Raw genomic sequence first — 17,818 nt, forward strand, 5'->3', positions numbered from 1 at the left:
TAAGAAAACTGAAGGCGAGAACTTACAAAGACTTAATAGAAGGGATTGAATTAGCTATGTTAGAAGTTACTCAAAAAGATATTCGCAATTGGTTTACTCACTGTTGCTACTGTACCTCATGAGTCAGAGAATTGCTATATTAAAGACTGATTGTTTATTCCCATGAGTGCCTGTCCTGATATGTAGCCTATACTCAACGGATTTAGTATTAGATAGTCAACAGCTTATTGCAATGGGGACAAACCATTAAGCGAATCGAATAATTGTAAATTTTTGTCAAGAGGTGCGGTCAGATCGAAGAATCATCGCTATAATCCCAGAAAAATCCTGTTATTTTAGCTTATTGTCAGAAATTTAGTTAATTGCGCTAAAATGGGGTGATATGCCGAAAGTTTCCGTATAATCCATAGTTAGGCGTACATCCAAGCTATAGGAGACCACGAGGCTCAACACATCCTCTGTTCATATCGCAATTGCTCGTACTTGAAAGGATTGGATTTTTATTCCACCCACCTACTTTAGGAAGCCATGAACAAATTGCTAAAATCTTATCACGCAGTTCGGGAATTTCTAGAATTTCACACGCAGATTTATGGCACAGGGAGAATGCAAAAATTTCATGCCAACGACTTTAATACCCTTTACGAAGATGTATTAATGAGTCCGGGAGATACCCATATTCCCTTTGCTAGTGTCGATGAAGAAGGAAGATTTTTCTATCCTTGGCATCAATATTATGCTGATACTGATTGTATTTGGATGGCGAATGAATTTCATCCCATCAGCTAAATACTCAATTTAATTTTTGTAACTTAATTGGAGTCAATCATGTTAAATGAAATTTTTGCGGCTAATGATGCCTATAAATTCCTGAAAGTAGAAGACTATTTTTATCGTTATAAAGAATGGGAAAAATTAGAAAAAGTCACTTCTCATTCTTTTGACCAAGATAGCGAGCGTCTCAGTCTTAAATTTACCAAAGCCGACGGGAGAAACTGCTGTCTGTTAATTCAATTTATTCAAAAAGATACTTTTCGTGTGCGATTCAATCCCGGCTACGAATCTGGTGAACAATATCCTACAGAAAATACTCGCTCGGTTGTTATGGATAGCATTGAAGAACTTAGAACAGTTCTCAAAGCTAGTGAAAATTTCCAAGTAAGTATTCAGGAAAATAATGAACAAGTTGAACTGAAAACACAAGGGACAGATGACCATCCTAGCTTAAAAATGGTTGTCAAGTTTAATCCTTTTGTGATTGAAGTGTTTGGCTTCTCTACCGAAACTAATGACTATTTCAGAGTTTGGCAAACCGCTAATCCTGGGATCTACTATACTTCTAATGGAGCAGAAGATTATGCCATTATCCAAGCGGTAAATAAACCAGCTACTGCCAAATATATTGGCTTTGGGGAACAAGGAGGACAGGGTTTAACCAAAAATACAGCCCAGTTGAATTATTTCAACTTTGATAATATGCGCTATCGACAGGTTTATAATCAAGGTCCTTTAGATAGCCGAGAACCTCTTTACCATTCAGATCCCTTCTTTTTTGAATTTAATGGTGTTCCCGATCAAAAGAGTGTCAATGCCATTTTTATTGATAACCCCGGTCAAATCTTGGTTGATGTGGGTTATATGAATTCTGGTCGCTATATGTTTGGAACTCGCTTTGGTATCTTAGATTACTTTTTCTTTTTAAATAGTGAACCCCGTCATGTCTTAGACGATTTTACCTCAATTGTCGGTCGTCCCCGTTTAAAACCTCGCTACATTTTAGGCTATCATCAGGGATGTTATGGTTATGATAGTCGAGGTAGTGTTGAATGGGCTGTTGGAAAATATCGAGATTATCAAATCCCCATAGATGGTCTTCATGTGGATGTAGATATTCAACATAACTACCAAACCTTCACGATTGATACCAATAAGTTTCCTGATCCTGCGTCAATGTTTAGTAATTTAAGAAATCGTGGGATAAAATGTAGTACTAATATTACACCTGTTATTAGCAGCAAGCAAGATCCGAATTATAAGACTTATTGGGAAGGATTAACGGGTCAGAATAATAAGAGTTATTTTGTCCTAGATCAGCGTGTTGAACCCGATAATCCAGATAGTCGCTCCTATCAGAATTATGGTGGAGGCAACGAATATCGTCCCAATGATCCCGATAAAATACAAGGATTTAACAGTGGTCAACCTTATATCGGAGAAGTTTATTATGGCAATGATGCCTATGGCAATGAGTTAGGAACGCCAGGTCATTATCCTGATTTTGGGCGAGGCGAAGTGCGAAAATGGTGGGGAACCCAATATCAATATCTCTTTGATATGGGGTTAGAAATGGTCTGGCAAGATATGACAACCCCTGCTATTCGTGAGACTCGTGGGGACATGAAAGGGTTTCCTTTTCAACTCTATGTGACCAGTGATTTTATTTCTGGTGTCACGCCTCAATTAACCCCTGCAATTAAAGTCTGGAATCTTTATGCTTACAATCTCCATAAAGCGACTTATCATGGACTAAATTATCTACCTGGACGGGATAATAAACGCAACTTTATCATTGGGCGAGGTAGTTTTACTGGCTCTCATCGCTTTTCAGGATTATGGACAGGCGATAATGCTTCGGACTGGGATTTTCTGCGGATGAATATTTCTCAGGTTCTTTCCTTGGGAATGTGTGGACTTGCTATCTGTGGTCAAGATATCGGTGGCTTTGAAACCTCATCTATAGATGATGGAAAATGGGCAAGTCCTGAACTCTTAATTCGTTGGACAGCAGCCGGTGCCTTCTTACCTTGGTTCAGAAATCATTATGTCCGAAAAGGACGCAAGGAATTTCAAGAACCCTTTATGTATTTAGAATACTTCCAAGAAAAAAATCTGCCTATTCCTCAACCCCAAGATTTGTATGCAATGGTATTGCCGATTTGCAAACATTATATTGAATTGCGCTATCGGTTGATGCAACTTTTCTATGACTGCCTTTTCGAGAATACTTTGGATGGAATGCCGATTTGCCGTCCTATGTTTCTTAATGATCCTCAAGACCAGTCTCTTTATAATGATAAAGAATATTTCCTTGACAACCAGTTTTTTGTTGGAAAGGATCTTCTCATTTCTCCTGTTACCAAACCTCAAGCGGAGACGAATGGAGGTAAATGGGATGTTTATCTACCCCAAGGTAGTAATTGGTATTGTTTTATGAACAACCAACTACCTTTAGCCAGTTTAGTTGAAGGAGGAACGACGATTCGAGATTTTGATGCGAATCTTAATCTTGAGGGGAAACACATTAATTTCATCGTTCCTATCTATGTTCGTTCAGGTGCAATTATTCCCATGATTGAGCTTGAACAATATGTAGGAGAACTGAATCAGCAAGGTAAACCCAATCCTATTACTTTGAATATTTACCCCGGTCAAAGTGGTGAATATACAATGTATTTAGATGATGGGGTGAGTCGTTCTTCAGCAGTGGACAAACCGGAAGAGCAAGGGGGTGATCCACTAGCGAAGAGTGAATATCGCCAAACTCAGATTACCCATCAATACATAGCACCGAAAAATCGTGAGATTAAGATAGAGCGTATTCATGATAAATATACGCCTAAGTACGAGACGTTTTTCTTTGTTGCTATTTTGCACGATCCTTCTGAAACTCAGGGAAGCTCTGGTTCTTTGAATAAAGTTATTCTCAACAATCAAGAAATCCAGAAATTAGGCAATGGAGATTATAATGCCCTCAATGGGGCTAGTTTGAATGCTTGGTATTACAACCCAACCGTCAATATTAGCTTTATTAAGGTATTTGATAATCTCCCTTCTGTCACGATAACTTTGGAGTATGCTTAGACCCACATTATGTGGTGTCTTCAAAATAAAGTTTTGACTGCCTGTAAATAAATAACAAACAGGCAGTCGAAACCTTATGTCCACAGCTTATTTTTTTTTGTTCTTCGTTACTTGGTATGGTTTGATCGGGGGGCATAAATCGACTAAATCCTTATCCGGCAAAAGACTTAATTGATTAGTTCGTTCTAGTCGGGTGTTGGGTAAAATCGGTAGCGATAGGCTTTCTCCATGGCTCAGGTTCTAGCATATATCGTGTAAATGCGCTAATATTCAAACTAAAGCCGTCCTCAAAAGACGGGGTTTGGAACTCAATTTTTCGATGACGACAATAATCGACGAGTTAAGGCAACAATGGCAAGATCGCCTCTCTCAAACAGAGGATTCCTTAACCGATCGCCAACGGGATACCATTATCAATTGGTTACTCGGTGAAGATAGCCAACGTTGGGAAAATTTAGACCAGAGAGATTTAGAAATCGCTAAACGGGGATTAGTCTATCTTTGGCAAATTCTGCGGCAACGCTATCTCAAGGTTAGTCCCACCCGCGCCTATCGTAACCTGATTGATCGTCTCGGTGCTTGTGTCACTCTCCGGCAAAAAATTCGCACTTGGGTTTCCTTAAGTCGCGATCGTCAGCAAGCGGTGGCCGATGTCTTGCAGGAAATCATTCAAGAGATGTTAAATAGCGATCGCTATCTGCAATCCCAGTTAGCATGGATCGCTCGTTGTACCAATGATCAAGCTACTCGCGATCAGCTGCTGTTAGCCACCCTGGAGGAATACGCTCTGCGTCCGATCCGCAATCAACCCCTGTTAGCCTATCGTTTTGTTAATTATCTCCGTCGTCAATCGAGGAGCGGTATCACTAATGTGCCGCGGCAAGAAATGATCCGGATTCTCTCCGATGAAATTAGTGACGATGAGGGGGAAACTAGCTTAAGTTTACTGGATCAAAATGCGATCGCTACCTACGAAGATCAACGCACTTGTCAAGAAGCGCAAATTCAACGGGCAAAAGTTCAAGAGAGTTTTGCCAAGTATCTAGAGGAAAATGTTAGTCCGGAGGCGGTGACTTGGTTTAACCTCTATCTAGGAGGCCAAGGCCAAGATGCGATCGCCAAAGCGATGAATATTCCCGTCCAACGGATTTATCGTATCCGGGAAAAAGTTGGCTATCATGCGATTAAGGTTTTTGCCCTCAAGGAAGGGACAGAATTAATCAGTGAATGGTTACAAATCAGCCCGAAAGAGCATAATTTTGGCTTAACTCTCAGTCAATGGCAAAGTTACTATGCTGGCCTTTCTCCCACGGGTAAAAGCGTTATCGATGGCTTAAAAGCGGGTAAAACCCTTGAGGAAATCGCTGGCGAATTAAACTGTAAACGCACGCAAGTGGTCAAAGAATGGACGCAACTTTATCTAAGCGCCCAAAGTCTCAGGACAAAAACCTAATCAGTTATCAGTTATCAGTTATCAGTTATCAGTTATCAGTTATCAGTTATCAGTTATCAGTTATCAGTTATCAGTTATCAGTTATCAGTTATCAGTTATCAGTTATCAGTTATCAGTTATCAGTTCACTGAGAAAACTCCCCACACCCCACACCCCACACCCCACACCCCACAACCCATCCCCTTTTTGATTTTTTACTTCCAGAAATATGTGGATTATTAGCAAAAAAGTCGGGGTATTTACCCATTATTTAACCCCTACGGGGACATTTACACCCAGCATTGATAAAGCCAGTAAATTTTCTGCTCGGGAAATGGCGGATATTATGGCTAAAAAATACGGGGGAATAGTCGAGGCAATGAAATAATTATGACCATTGGTATTTGGATTTTAGGGGATCAATTATGGACAGGACAAGCGGCCTTAGCTAATTGTCAAGCCTATTCACAGGAAACACCAGTTATTTTAATTGAATCCCACAATCATATTCGACAAAGACCCTATCATCAGCAAAAATTAGTTTTAATCTGGTCGGCGATGCGTCATTTTGCCGAAGAATTAAAAACTTTAGGATGGTCTGTCACCTACGAAGTTGCTGAAGATTTTGAACCGATTTTATCTGCTTGGATTAAACGATTAGGCATTAAAGAATTACAGATTATGATGCCTAATGATTTACCTTTTCTTAGATTAATCAAAAATCTCAATTTAGACTGTGCTATAACCCTAATTGATAATAATCACTTTCTCTGGACAAGGACAGATTTTAATAATTGGGCTAAATCTCGTAAAAGACTATTACTAGAGGATTTCTATCGAGAAAGTCGCAAAAAATGGCAGATTTTAATGGAGAATAATCAACCCATAGGAGGACAATGGAACTTTGATAAACAAAACCGCAAACCGCCCAAGGATGGATTAAAAACTGCTGCTCCTCTTTGGTTTGAACCCGATGAAATTACCCTTCAGGTTATCGCTGATGTGGAAGCTTTAGATATTCCTAAATATGGAAAAATCAAACCTTTTCGCTGGGCAGTAACCCGCAGACAAGCTTTACAAGTCTTGGAGCATTTTATTACTAATTGTCTGCCCAACTTTGGACCCTACCAAGATGCGATGGTAACGGGAGAAGAAACCCTCTGGCATTCCCTATTATCTCCCTATCTAAATCTAGGATTACTAACGCCGTTGGAAGTGATTCAATCGGCAGAAATTGCCTATAAAAAAGATAATTTAGCCCTAAATAGCATCGAAGGATTTATCCGTCAGGTGTTGGGATGGCGGGAATATATGCAGGGAATTTATCATTATCTGGGAGAAGATTACGCTAATCGTAATTGGTTTGAGCATCAACAACCCTTACCGGCTTTCTTTTGGGATAGTAATCAAACCGAGATGAATTGCCTCAAACAAGTATTATCACAGGTGGAAAATACCGGTTATGCCCATCATATTCAAAGATTAATGATTTTGAGCAATTTTGCCTTAATTTTTGGTTGCTCTCCCCAAGAGATTGAAAACTGGTTTCATAGTGTTTTTATCGATGCCTACGATTGGGTAATGCAGACTAATGTGTTGGGAATGGGACAATTTGCCGATGGGGGAATTCTCGCTTCCAAACCCTACGCCGCATCGGCCAACTATATTGATAAAATGAGTGATTATTGTCGGGGTTGTCTGTATAAAAAAAATGAACGAGTCGGGGAGTTTGCCTGTCCTTTTAACTTTCTTTACTGGGATTTTTTGGCACGACATCGAGAAAAATTAAAATCCCAAGGTCGAGTTAATATGATTTTAGGTCATCTTGATCGAATGTCGGCAGCTGAACTTAATCAAATGCGCTGCCAGTCCAACCAATTAAGAGCTATCAGCAGTCAGGAGCATAGGAGTCAGTAGTCAGTCGTCATGAGTCAGGAGATTATCTTTATTTATTCTCCCTTCTCTCTGCTCCCTTCTCCCTGCTTCCTTGCAGTCTTAACCAGTAATTTAGATAGTCAACAGCTTATGAGTAAATCAAAGGAAAAAAACCGGATTGCCTATCAGGAATTTGGAGATCAAAGCAATTCTCAAGCTTTTGAGCGTTCCATTCCCGAATTACCCCCAAATCAGCAGAATTTGCGAGTACAAACCTCCCGATCTGGTCGGGCGGGAAAAACCGTTACCATAGTTACAGGTTTTCAATGCCAAACCGAAACTCTGACGAAATTATTAAAACAGTTAAAAACTGCTTGCGGGACGGGTGGTACAGTTAAAGAAAATGCCATTGAGATCCAAGGAGATCATCGCCAAAAAATTCTACAAATTCTCATTGAATCGGGTTACAAAGCCAAAATTAGCGGAGGATAGCTTAAAATCATGATTCCCTCTTGGTTGCTTATCGGTGTCGTCGGATTTTTGGTAGCGTTAGCTGGGGGATTACTCAATTCTCGCGATGTGCGTTGGTTTGCGCGATTGCGTCGTCCCGATTGGTTAACCTTTGAAAGATTAATCCCTCTTATCTGGACAATTATCTATATTTGTGGGGCAATTTCTGCTTATTTAGTCTGGGAAGCTCAACCAGCTAATCGCTGGTTTTTGATGGCTTTTTATCTGTTGGTGGAATTGACTATTACTGCCTATACTCCCGTCACCTGTAAACTACGCAGTCTCAAAGCGGGAACGATTATCGGAGGTACGGGTTTTTTCTTGGGTTGTCTTCTGGCGCTATTGGTTTTCCCTGTTTCTTCTTGGGCGGGCATCCTACTCCTACCCTACCTGATTTGGAGTCCGATCGGTACCTATGTGACTTGGGAAATGAGCCATCTCAATCCTCGGGATGTCTAGATAGGGTTTGCGGCAAAAAGTTTCTTGTGGTGGCAGGGTGTAGGGTGTGGGGTGTAGGGTGTAGGGTTTTACCGATTTTGAGGACGTTCGGCGAGCTCAGTATTTTCAGGGAAAAAGTCCAGGAATTTTCCCCCCGATCACTCCCATCGCCGGTACTTTTTGATTTCAAAAAAGTCTAAAGATATTATCCAACAAGGTTTTTAGATTTATTCAGCGAACCCTAGACAGATAAAGTGGGGTGGGTTAAAAATTAACCCATCCCACAGACATTATTGCCATCTACCAACTTTACAAATCTAGACTGTTTTTTGCGCTCCAACTCGCTCTACCTTTACCTTGGCAGGACTGGAGCAATCAAGGAAGTTAGGAACCTCCTGACGACAGTGAGGACAATACCAGTAGGCACGACCAACCACAAGGTGACGAAGGGTAATTCCCGAACATATAGGGCAGTTGTGCATGGATTGTTAGACTAATTTTAAAAGCTTTTAAAATTGCCCTACCTCCTACTGCGATTTTAAACAAAATCGCCGCTCTTTAAATCTATCTTTAGGTAGAAACCTAGTGTTTCTTTCGATAGACTTCCCAGAAAATACCTAAGAATGAGGACGGAAAAGATGGGAGTGTTGCGGGTGATAAAGTTGCGATCGAGTTCCTGTAATCTGGTTTAAAGCGGGACTAATGAGATAAAGGGTAGTTCTAGTTAAATTTTCTCGATGGGTTAGTTGGGCCATCTCTGACAGGGGGACAACCCAGATTTTTTCGTCGGGCCAACCGAGACGGAAACAAACGGCCACCTGTTGCTCTGCCGGATAGTATCTTAGGAGTTTTTCCTGGGCTTTGTCAACGTGACGGGCGGCTAAATATAGGCATAAACTGGCTTTATGAGCGGCTAAAGAGGCTAATTCTTCACTTTCTGGCATGGGAGAGGCTTTTCCTTCCACCCGGGTTAGAATAATTGTCTGGACTAATTCCGGAATCGTTAATTCTAGGGCCAATTTGGCCGCTAATCCTTGGAAGGCACTAATTCCGGGGATTAGCTGAAAGGGGATATCTGCTGCTGTCAAAAGCTCAATTTGTTCTTGGATGGCACTATAGAGACTTAAATCCCCCGATTGCAGTCGCACCACCGCTAAACCCCGACGCACGCGATCGATCATTAAAGGGATAATTTCCTCTAGGGTGATGCTACTGGTGGGAATTAACTCGGCATCTTTACGGGTATCCTCAAGAATCTGTTGGGGGACGAGGGAATCAGCAAAGACGATAACATCGGCTTTTTGGAGAATTTTATAGGCTTTTACCGTCAATAATTCCGGATCTCCGGGTCCTGCACCAATAAAGTAAACGGCCGGGGAGAGCGCAGAGGAGTCCATTAAAGTCATACTAAATCCTGTTTACAAGGGGTGTGGGAAGTGGGGTGTGGGGTGTGGGGTGTGGGGTGTGGGGATGTGGGGAGAATAAATAAAAACAATCTCCTGAATCCTGAATACTGAATCCTATCATTAACCTGAACATTTGTATTTAATTAGGGTGAATGACTATAATTAATGATAAAGCACGGTCAACATTGACAATGATTAGCGATCAATCCCTCCCCCCCCAAAATATTGAAGCGGAAGAATCTATCTTAGGTGGTATTTTACTAGATCCAAAAGCGTTAGGTAGAATCAGTGATTTTTTAATTCCAGAAGCTTTCTATGTGAAAACCCATCAAGATATTTATCGTGCGGCGCTCGCTTTACAAGGGAAGGGAAAACCGACGGATTTAATGACGGTTAGCAGTTGGTTACAAGATAATCATCTGCTGGAAGAAATCGGGGGAATGCCGCGATTGTTACAATTAATTGAGCGCACTGTCTCGGCTGCCAACATCGATCGCTATGCTGAATTAGTGATGGATAAATATATGCGTCGTCAGTTAATTTCCACCGGGGGAGAAATTATTGAGTTAGCCAGGGATACGACGCTAGAATTAGAAAATGTTTTCGATGAATCGGAACAAAAGATTTTTCGTCTCACCCAAAAACGACCCCAGGAGGGTTTAATTTTTCTGGGGGATACTTTAATCGAAACTTTTAACGAAATTGAGAAGATGCAGGAAACGACCACTCTACCCGGTATCGAAACTCAATTTTATGATCTCGATGCGATGACCAGTGGTTTACAACCCTCGGATTTAGTTATTATCGCGGGTAGGCCTTCCATGGGAAAAACTTCTTTTGCTCTTAATATTGCTTATAATATAGCTCAACAGAATTTACCTGTAGCTGTCTTTAGTTTGGAGATGTCTAAGGAACAATTAGCCCAACGTTTGTTATCGAATGAGGCTAAAATCGAAAGTAATCGGATTCGCTCTGGCCGTTTGGGACAAAATGATTTAGAGAAGGTTCTTGGGGGACTAGAAAAGTTATTAAATTTGCCCATGTATATCGATGATAGTGCCAATTTAAGTGTGCTTCAAATGCGTTCCCAAGTGCGGCGTTTACAGGCGGAAAAAAAGGGACAAATGGGCTTAGTTTTAATCGATTATCTGCAATTAATGGAAGGTGGAGGTGATAATCGCGTTCAGGAAATTTCTAAAATCACCCGCAGTCTTAAGGGTTTAGCGAGAGAAATTCATGCTCCAGTAATTGCTCTTTCTCAGTTAAGTCGTGCTGTGGAATCTCGCAATAATAAAAGACCGATGATGTCCGATTTACGCGAGTCGGGATGTTTAGCGGGTGATAGTTTAGTTGAGTTAGCAGAACCTCGTGCTAAAGTGCCAATTTGTCAGTTAGTGAATTGCTCTAATTTTACGGTTTTTGCTCTTAATGAGGAAACAATGAAATTAGAAAAAGCACTGGTAACTAAGGTATTTTCCACAGGATTTAAGCCAGTTTTTCGATTAACAACTCGTTTAGGTCGCACGATTAGAGCTACAGGCAATCATAAGTTTTTGACTGTCCACGGTTGGCAAAGATTAGATGAATTAAATATTGGTAATTATATCGCTTTACCTCGCTTTTTACCTAGTTCACAATTACAAACTATGAGTAATGCTGAATTAGCCTTATTAGGTCATCTAATTGGTGATGGATGTACCTTACCACGTCATAGTGTTCAATATACGACTAAAGAGTTAGATTTAGCCAATTTAGTTGCTTCTTTAGCGATACAAGTATTTGATAATCGAATTAAGCCTCGAATTAGTCCTGAACATCAATGGTATCAGGTTTATTTAACAGCGAATTATCCCTTAACTCATAATATTAAAAATCCTATTTCTCAATGGTTAGAACGTCTAGGAGTTTGGGGGTTACGTTCCTATGAAAAATTCATTCCTCCTCAAGTTTTTGAGCAAACTCAATCAGCAATAGCCTTATTTTTACGTCATCTTTGGAGTACCGATGGTTCCCTTAAATTCGTTCAAGGAAAATCACCTCGTCCTATGGCTTATTATTCTAGCAGTAGCTTAAGATTAGCCCAGGATGTACAATCGCTTTTACTAAGAGTAGAAATTAATGGAAAGCTATCGAAACACTCACAAACAGGAAAAGGACGAGATCAATACCATGTTACAATAACAGGTAAATCAGACTTGAAGAAATTTACTGAGATTATCGGTGCTGTTGGCAGCTATAAAACCCAGTCTTTACAAGAAATAACTACTTATCTTCAAAATCACCAAGCTAATCCTAATAAGGATATTATTCCTAACGATATCTGGCGATTATATGCTGTACCCGCTATGGAACAAAGTGGTTTAACTACACGACAAATGCAAGCTGCACTGGGTAATCAATATTGTGGGACAAGTTTATACAAATCAAACTTAAGTCGAGAAAGAGCCAATAAATTAGGAGACATTCTTGAATGTTCCCAAATACAGCACTTAGCTGATAGTGATATTTACTGGGATGAAGTTATGGCAATTCAAGCGGATGGAGAGACAGAAGTGTATGATTTAACAGTAGATAAACTGCATAATTTTATTGCCAATAATATCATCGTCCATAATAGTATCGAACAGGATGCGGATTTAATTATGATGTTATACCGAGATGAATATTATAACCCCGACAGTCCCGATCGAGGTGTGGCCGAAGTAATTATTACTAAACACCGTAACGGTCCCACCGGCACAATTAAGCTACTTTTTCAACCAGAATTTACCAAGTTTCTTAATCTTAAACAAAGTCGCTCTAGTTATTAAAATGCAAGCAAATATTAATTATAAAAAGACCAATTGGCTCTTAATACTTTTGGCAATTATCCTAACTCTCGGTGTAGTTTTTCGTTGGGCAAATATCGATAAAAAAATCTATTGGCATGATGAATCCTACACCACGATTAGAACCACTGGTTATCAAGCCAAGGAAATCGCCGATACTATCTTTCAAAATCGTCTTTTATCTACCACAGAATTAGGAAAATTTCAACAACTGAAACCCGAAAGCAATGTTTTTGATACAATAAAATCTCTCGCTAAAGAAGACCCTCAACACCCACCTTTATACTTTATTATCTCTCGCTATTGGGAAAAAATATTCGGTTTTTCTCCCGTTTCTTCCCGCAGTTTAGCGATTTTTTTTAGTCTGCTCTCCCTGCCATTTATTTACTATCTATCCCTAGAATTATTTGCAGCAAAGTTAACGGCAATTTTAGCAGTAATTTTATTGGCACTGTCCCCAGTTGATATAATATTTGCTCAAATGTCTCGTCAGTATAGTCTTTTAGTTTTGTTAACAATAATCAGTCAATTACTACTGTTAAAATGTCTCAAAAAAAGAACTATTGTTAATTGGTCTTTATACACCTTATCTAATACTCTCGGACTCTACACCCATCTCTTTTTTATTCTCAACTTATTTGCTCAAGCAACCTTGATAATTTGGTATCTTGTTATGAAACCAGAGCGAAAAAATAACTTGATATTTTTTCTGTTATCTGGATTAACAATGATAATTTTATATATACCCTGGTTACAGGTTTTTTTAACTAACTCTCAAAGAGCCTTTAATTCCACCAGTTGGGCTGCCGTTAACTATCTCGATTGGGGATTGTTCAGTAAATTATGGCTCTTAACTTTTACTTGTCCATTTAGCGATAGCGATTTTGGTTTTAATAACATCTTCACCTATATATATAGACTGATTTTTTTAATCTTAATTATCTATGCTTTTTATCGAGTTTATCGCTACAATAACCCGATAGCTTTTATTTTTCTGATTACCTCAACCCTAGTACCTTTCCTCGCTTTAGTCATTCCCGATCTAATTTTGACCACCACTAGATCGACTGTCACCCGTTATCTAATTGCGACTTTTCCCACTATCTATATAACTGTAGCTTTTTTCTTGTCACAATTGCTTAATCAAGGTAAATTTTTAGGTAAAATTATCTTGACTTTTTTGTTAACTGCTAGTATAATATCGAACTTTAATAATGCTCTTTCCGAAACCAGTTGGGCAAAAGTTCCTAGTTATTGGAATGGCGAAGTTGCCAGAAAAATCAATGCTGTACCCAATGCCATTATTATCAGCGACGAAGGTAATGACTGGACTAACTTAGGTGATTTGCTTTCCCTTAATTATCGTCTTAATGCTGATGTACAATACTTCCTGACTACCACTAACCCCGATACCGATAAGTTAAAAGAAGTCCTAGAAATTCCCCAGACCAACTTATTTCTTTTTCGTCCTTCCAATCGGTTATTAGTGGCCCTAGATCAATTCGATATTCGTCGTGATGATTTCTATCGTCAAGGTCAATTGTCGCGAGTGAAGAAATAAGCAAATATATATTTTTGGTCAATCTAGCCTGAAAGAGTTGAGCAAAGCTGGTATTATAACCAGTTAAAACCGTTAATCTTCACCTTAAAGAAATGACTTTTCTAATTCCGACCAGCGCTTGGCGGCAAATTCTTAAAAAGCTCCCTATACTACTATTCTTAGCATCTTTTCTAATAGTCCTACTATTAGGCTATTTTTCCGCTGCTTTCTCTCAAAGTCGAGATCCTGATATTCGCGGTGTTTGGATTACCACCAACGATACTGCGATGCTGATGGACAGGGATAAACGACAACAGGCGATCGAGCAATTAGTTAATCTTAATTTTAATGCTATCTATCCCGTGGTCTGGAATTCCGGTTATGCTCTCTATCCTAGCGCGATCGCTCAACGGGAAGGAATACAGCCTTTTGTGCCTACGGGAGCGCAGGGACAAGATATCTTGGCAGAATTGGTGGAACAAACCCGTGGAAGGGGATTATTGGTCATTCCTTGGTTTGAATTTGGATTTATGGCCCCTCCCACCTCAGAATTAGCTTTAAAACATCAAGACTGGTTAACCCAAAAACGCGACGGGGGGACCACTTGGGTGGGGGCAGCCGGTGAGGTGGTGTGGTTGAATCCCTTCCGTCCCGAGGTGCAGAATTTTCTGCGGGAGTTAGTCTTGGAAGTGGTGGGACAATACGATATTAACGGCATCCAATTCGACGATCATCTGAGTTTACCGAACGAATTCGGCTATGATCCCTATACTATCGCCCTTTATCAACAGGAAACCGAAAAAACGCCCCCAGCTAACCCCCGGGATCCCGAATGGACAAAATGGCGGGCCGATAAAATCACCGCTTTTCTGGCTAATCTCAAAGAATCAATTGAGGCAATTAAACCGAATATACTGCTTTCGATCGCCCCTAATCCCTACGAATTCGCCTATAATGGTCATTTACAGGATTGGCTCGGTTGGGTGCGGCAAGGATTAGTCGATGAGTTAATCGTACAGGTTTATCGTCCCGATCTGCCCAGTTTTCTCAAACAATTAGACCGTCCCGAAATTCAGGAAACCCAGCAAACTATCCCCACTGGTGTGGGAGTTTTAACCGGTTTACGCAATCGACCGATTGCCCTACCCTTTATTGAAGAAAAGGTGTTGGCTGCTCGTCAACGAGGTTTAGGGGTGATTTTCTTCTTTTATGAAAGTCTCTGGCAGCAAGCTTTGGAACCTCCAGAAACCAGAAAAGCGGCAATTCAAGCGCTGTTTTCCCAACCCATCACTCCCCGTCTTCCCGTGGTGGAAAATATTCCCTTAGTTAGTACACCTGAACCTGTTGACCAGCCGGAACTAACCCCCACACCTCCCCCCTTAGCGCCGGACGGGATCGAAATTCCTGTAATTCCCCCTCCGGGTAGTTAATAGCAATTTTTGCCCATAAAAATTAAAGATGGAATCATCGAATTTTGAGTTAGACTTACTCATTCTCTGCTAAATAGGCTCTGCTGAATAAATGTGAAATATAGACGAGATAAGGGTTTTAGGGGACTGTTTTGCGAAAAAGGTGCAAGATTTTGAGAGAATCGTGGCTCAAAAACCTTGTATCTTAACCGGCGATCGCTTCTACTTTTTCAGCCAACCCATAATTAATGGGAAAGGACTTGACTTTGCCGGCGACTTGCGCTATGCTTTTCTTATAATCGGAATCTGTGCAAAAATTTTTTAGACCCACAGATTTCCATTATGAATAAAATCTTTTAAAAATATTATCGCAAAATCTGCCGAGAAAAGCAAGCGAAATTTTGCCGATAATTGTTAAGTTTTGTTAACAAAAAAATACAGAGATCAGCAAGGTCAAAAAATCGAAGTCTCTTGCTGATCCTGTTTGTCGCCTAAGCTATGATTAGGTTAGGATAATTTTGCGCTTTGACTAATTGTTAGTGCTAACTTCCGTGGTTTCAACAATTGCCGTCGGTTGGCAGGGAGTGGGTTGAAATTTCTCTGGAAAAGAGAAGCCTAAAAATGATGCGATCGCAAATATGGTGCTGATAATTTTGGCAAGACTAACAAGGTCTTCTCTGTACTTTAACCAATATTTATACATAATCATCAATCCTTTTACCTAGGAGGTTAACTATCTCTAGATTAAAAAAAATCTGATTATTTGTCGTTACTCAAAAGTCCTAAAAATGGTACTTTTTTTAGGTACTCTCAAGTAACCTGACAGGGTACTGAAAAGTAATCTTAAGTCCTGCAACCCTTAAAAAATGATGATGAATGAACTAAAAATGACTGAAATTAAACCCCTTTCATGGACTGAATTAGAAATGCTGGTTAATGATCTGAAAAAAAAGCGTACAAACAAGGTATTAACGGACGTGGAGACAAAAATATTAAAATGTATTTTTGATGATAAAACATATCGTGATCTAGCGGAAGAAATTAGGACAGAAGAACAGTCAATCAAGAATGCGGCTTCTAGTTTATTTAAAATCTTGTCAGAGCAAACAGGTGAAAAGATTGGAAAGAGTAATCTGATTACTGCTTTAAGTCGATGGAAATTACAACCAGAATGTAATCAAAAAAACACAAATTATGACGGAAAATTTTCTGGTGCTGTGGTTTTTACTGCTTCTGAAAATAAAAAGGAACAGATATTAACGCTATTAGAACTTTTAAGAAAAATAACCGATGATCAGGAAATGACAATAACTGACATAGAACAAGGTAGTATCAAATTAACTCTCAAGGGTTCTCAAAAAAGTTTAGAAAAAATTGAATCCCTATTCAAATCGGGTGACTTGAACAAAATTTCGGGAGATATTACAGTTGAAAATGTTCAATTTACCGAAGATAATTGTTTAGCTTTTACCATAGCAGGTGATGTTAATGCAGATGAGATAACCTATTTAAAATCTACTATCATAGGACAAAATTTAGCAGAATCACCAAAGCAACTGGCAGAAGAATCGTCAGCAAACCCCTTGATTGTCAAGACAGTAAGTACAAATGAAGCATCTAAAGAAATTAACAATAAACTAATTGAATCTATTAAAAAACCTAACTTCCCCCAGCGCATTATAAGAAGATTTGGAAGGATTCATCTGAAAGAGGCTAACCTGAGTGGTGCTGACCTGATTGAAGCTGACCTGATTGAAGCTGACCTGAGAAAGGCTGACCTGAGTGGGGCTATCCTGAGAGGGGCTAACCTGAGTGAGGCTAACCTGAGTGAAGCTAACCTGAGTGGGGCTTACCTGAGTGGGGCTATCCTGAGAGGGGCTTTCCTGAGTGATGCTATCCTGAGTGGGGCTAAACTGAGAGAGGCTAACCTGAGTGGGGCTGACCTGAGAAAGGCTAACCTGAGTGGGGCTAAACTGAGTGAGGCTATCCTGATTGAGGCTATCCTGAGTGAAGCTGACCTGAGTGGGGCTTACCTGAGAGGGGCTTACCTGAGAGGGGCTAACCTGAGTGAGGCTAACCTGAGTGGGGCTGACCTGAGAGGGGCTGACCTGAGAGGGGCTATCCTGAGTGGGGCTATCCTGAGAGGGGCTAACCTGAGTGAGGCTAACCTGAGTGAAGCTAACCTGAGTGGGGCTTACCTGAGTGGGGCTATCCTGAGAGGGGCTAACCTGAGAGAGGCTAACCTGAGAGGGGCTTTCCTGAGTAAGGCTAACCTGAGTGGGGCTATCCTGAGTGAGGCTGACCTGAGTGAAGCTGACCTGAGTGGGGCGAAAGTTAAAAAGGCTATCTTTATCGGTGCAACGGGGATCACCCGTGAACAAAAACAGGATTTGATTCGACGAGGGGCAATTTTTGGGGATAATTCTAACGATCGCAGTAAAGTATTAGTTTAAAACAGCCTTTGATATCCACCTTCAGCAGAGATTTAGGTAGGGTTGGCTGAATAAATGTGAAATATA

17 protein-coding genes and 1 pseudogene are annotated in these 17,818 nt (G+C 40.3%); 12 read left to right on the forward strand and 6 right to left on the reverse strand.

What is annotated here, in order from left to right; all coding sequences use genetic code 11:
• The 3 genes and pseudogenes from IM485_RS05200 to IM485_RS05210 all read left to right on the forward strand — a co-directional run.
• Nucleotides 1-122, forward strand: a pseudogene (locus tag IM485_RS05200) (IS630-like element ISMae26 family transposase); the annotation flags it as partial.
• A 406-nt stretch (nt 123-528) separates the two neighbouring features.
• Nucleotides 529-789 (forward strand): hypothetical protein, encoded by a 261-nt coding sequence (locus IM485_RS05205; protein ID WP_287741742.1) that lies wholly within the window; start codon nt 529-531, stop codon nt 787-789.
• Nucleotides 790-828: 39 nt separating this feature from the next.
• The gene (locus tag IM485_RS05210; protein WP_287741745.1) at nt 829-3,861 is read left to right on the forward strand and encodes a TIM-barrel domain-containing protein; all 3,033 of its coding nucleotides are present in this window, start codon (nt 829-831) and stop codon (nt 3,859-3,861) included.
• 185 nt (nt 3,862-4,046) lie between these two features.
• Here IM485_RS05210 and IM485_RS22655 read toward each other — a convergent pair whose 3' ends face one another.
• Nucleotides 4,047-4,091, reverse strand: coding sequence for a helix-turn-helix domain-containing protein (locus IM485_RS22655; protein WP_110980728.1), 45 nt, complete (start codon nt 4,089-4,091; stop codon nt 4,047-4,049).
• A gap of 89 nt (nt 4,092-4,180) precedes the next feature.
• Here IM485_RS22655 and IM485_RS05215 point away from each other — a divergent pair, with 89 nt between their 5' ends.
• From IM485_RS05215 to IM485_RS05235, 5 genes are all read left to right on the forward strand, one after another.
• On the forward strand, nt 4,181-5,314 hold the full coding sequence (locus IM485_RS05215) for a HetZ-related protein 2 (RefSeq protein WP_287741747.1): 1,134 nt from the start codon (nt 4,181-4,183) through the stop codon (nt 5,312-5,314).
• A 208-nt stretch (nt 5,315-5,522) separates the two neighbouring features.
• Nucleotides 5,523-5,681, forward strand: a complete 159-nt coding sequence (locus IM485_RS05220) for a hypothetical protein (protein WP_002776561.1) — start codon at nt 5,523-5,525, stop codon at nt 5,679-5,681.
• Nucleotides 5,682-5,683: 2 nt separating this feature from the next.
• Nucleotides 5,684-7,210 (forward strand): cryptochrome/photolyase family protein, encoded by a 1,527-nt coding sequence (locus IM485_RS05225; RefSeq protein WP_287741750.1) that lies wholly within the window; start codon nt 5,684-5,686, stop codon nt 7,208-7,210.
• 108 nt (nt 7,211-7,318) lie between these two features.
• The gene (locus IM485_RS05230) at nt 7,319-7,660 is read left to right on the forward strand and encodes a translation initiation factor (protein WP_002802447.1); all 342 of its coding nucleotides are present in this window, start codon (nt 7,319-7,321) and stop codon (nt 7,658-7,660) included.
• Nucleotides 7,661-7,669: 9 nt separating this feature from the next.
• The gene (locus IM485_RS05235; RefSeq protein ID WP_002799098.1) at nt 7,670-8,137 is read left to right on the forward strand and encodes a TspO/MBR family protein; all 468 of its coding nucleotides are present in this window, start codon (nt 7,670-7,672) and stop codon (nt 8,135-8,137) included.
• Here IM485_RS05235 and IM485_RS05240 read toward each other — a convergent pair.
• From IM485_RS05240 to cobM, 3 genes are all read right to left on the reverse strand, one after another.
• The gene (locus IM485_RS05240; RefSeq protein ID WP_104396170.1) at nt 8,118-8,306 is read right to left on the reverse strand and encodes a hypothetical protein; all 189 of its coding nucleotides are present in this window, start codon (nt 8,304-8,306) and stop codon (nt 8,118-8,120) included. The two genes, IM485_RS05235 and IM485_RS05240, sit on opposite strands and share 20 nt — an antisense overlap.
• Before the next feature lie 127 nt (nt 8,307-8,433).
• Nucleotides 8,434-8,598 (reverse strand): hypothetical protein, encoded by a 165-nt coding sequence (locus IM485_RS05245; RefSeq protein ID WP_287741752.1) that lies wholly within the window; start codon nt 8,596-8,598, stop codon nt 8,434-8,436.
• Nucleotides 8,599-8,733: 135 nt separating this feature from the next.
• Nucleotides 8,734-9,522: a precorrin-4 C(11)-methyltransferase gene (cobM, locus tag IM485_RS05250; RefSeq protein ID WP_104396169.1), complete on the reverse strand. Its 789-nt coding sequence runs from the start codon at nt 9,520-9,522 to the stop codon at nt 8,734-8,736.
• A gap of 191 nt (nt 9,523-9,713) precedes the next feature.
• Between cobM and IM485_RS05255 the strand changes: the two genes are divergently transcribed.
• The 3 genes from IM485_RS05255 (at nt 9,714) to IM485_RS05265 (ending at nt 15,320) form a co-directional block, all read left to right on the forward strand.
• Nucleotides 9,714-12,332: a replicative DNA helicase gene (locus IM485_RS05255; RefSeq protein ID WP_287741755.1), complete on the forward strand. Its 2,619-nt coding sequence runs from the start codon at nt 9,714-9,716 to the stop codon at nt 12,330-12,332.
• Nucleotide 12,333: 1 nt separating this feature from the next.
• Nucleotides 12,334-13,911, forward strand: a complete 1,578-nt coding sequence (locus IM485_RS05260; RefSeq protein ID WP_287741758.1) for a glycosyltransferase family 39 protein — start codon at nt 12,334-12,336, stop codon at nt 13,909-13,911.
• 92 nt (nt 13,912-14,003) lie between these two features.
• Complete coding sequence (locus IM485_RS05265) at nt 14,004-15,320, forward strand: family 10 glycosylhydrolase (protein ID WP_104396166.1); 1,317 nt, start codon at nt 14,004-14,006, stop codon at nt 15,318-15,320.
• 184 nt (nt 15,321-15,504) lie between these two features.
• Here the strand turns inward: IM485_RS05265 and IM485_RS05270 are convergent, their stop codons facing one another.
• Together IM485_RS05270 and IM485_RS05275 are read right to left on the reverse strand one after the other, a co-directional pair.
• Nucleotides 15,505-15,630: a hypothetical protein gene (locus tag IM485_RS05270; protein WP_272948718.1), complete on the reverse strand. Its 126-nt coding sequence runs from the start codon at nt 15,628-15,630 to the stop codon at nt 15,505-15,507.
• Between the two features lie 198 nt (nt 15,631-15,828).
• Nucleotides 15,829-16,002: a hypothetical protein gene (locus IM485_RS05275; protein ID WP_164502961.1), complete on the reverse strand. Its 174-nt coding sequence runs from the start codon at nt 16,000-16,002 to the stop codon at nt 15,829-15,831.
• 163 nt (nt 16,003-16,165) lie between these two features.
• On the opposite strand from IM485_RS05275, the gene IM485_RS05280 reads away from it, so the two are divergent.
• The gene (locus IM485_RS05280; protein ID WP_147069042.1) at nt 16,166-17,752 is read left to right on the forward strand and encodes a pentapeptide repeat-containing protein; all 1,587 of its coding nucleotides are present in this window, start codon (nt 16,166-16,168) and stop codon (nt 17,750-17,752) included.
• Nucleotides 17,753-17,818 lie beyond the last annotated feature (66 nt).

This window comes from Microcystis sp. M169S2 (assembly GCF_020245865.1).
GTDB classification, from domain to species: Bacteria; Cyanobacteriota; Cyanobacteriia; order Cyanobacteriales; family Microcystaceae; genus Microcystis; species Microcystis ichthyoblabe_A.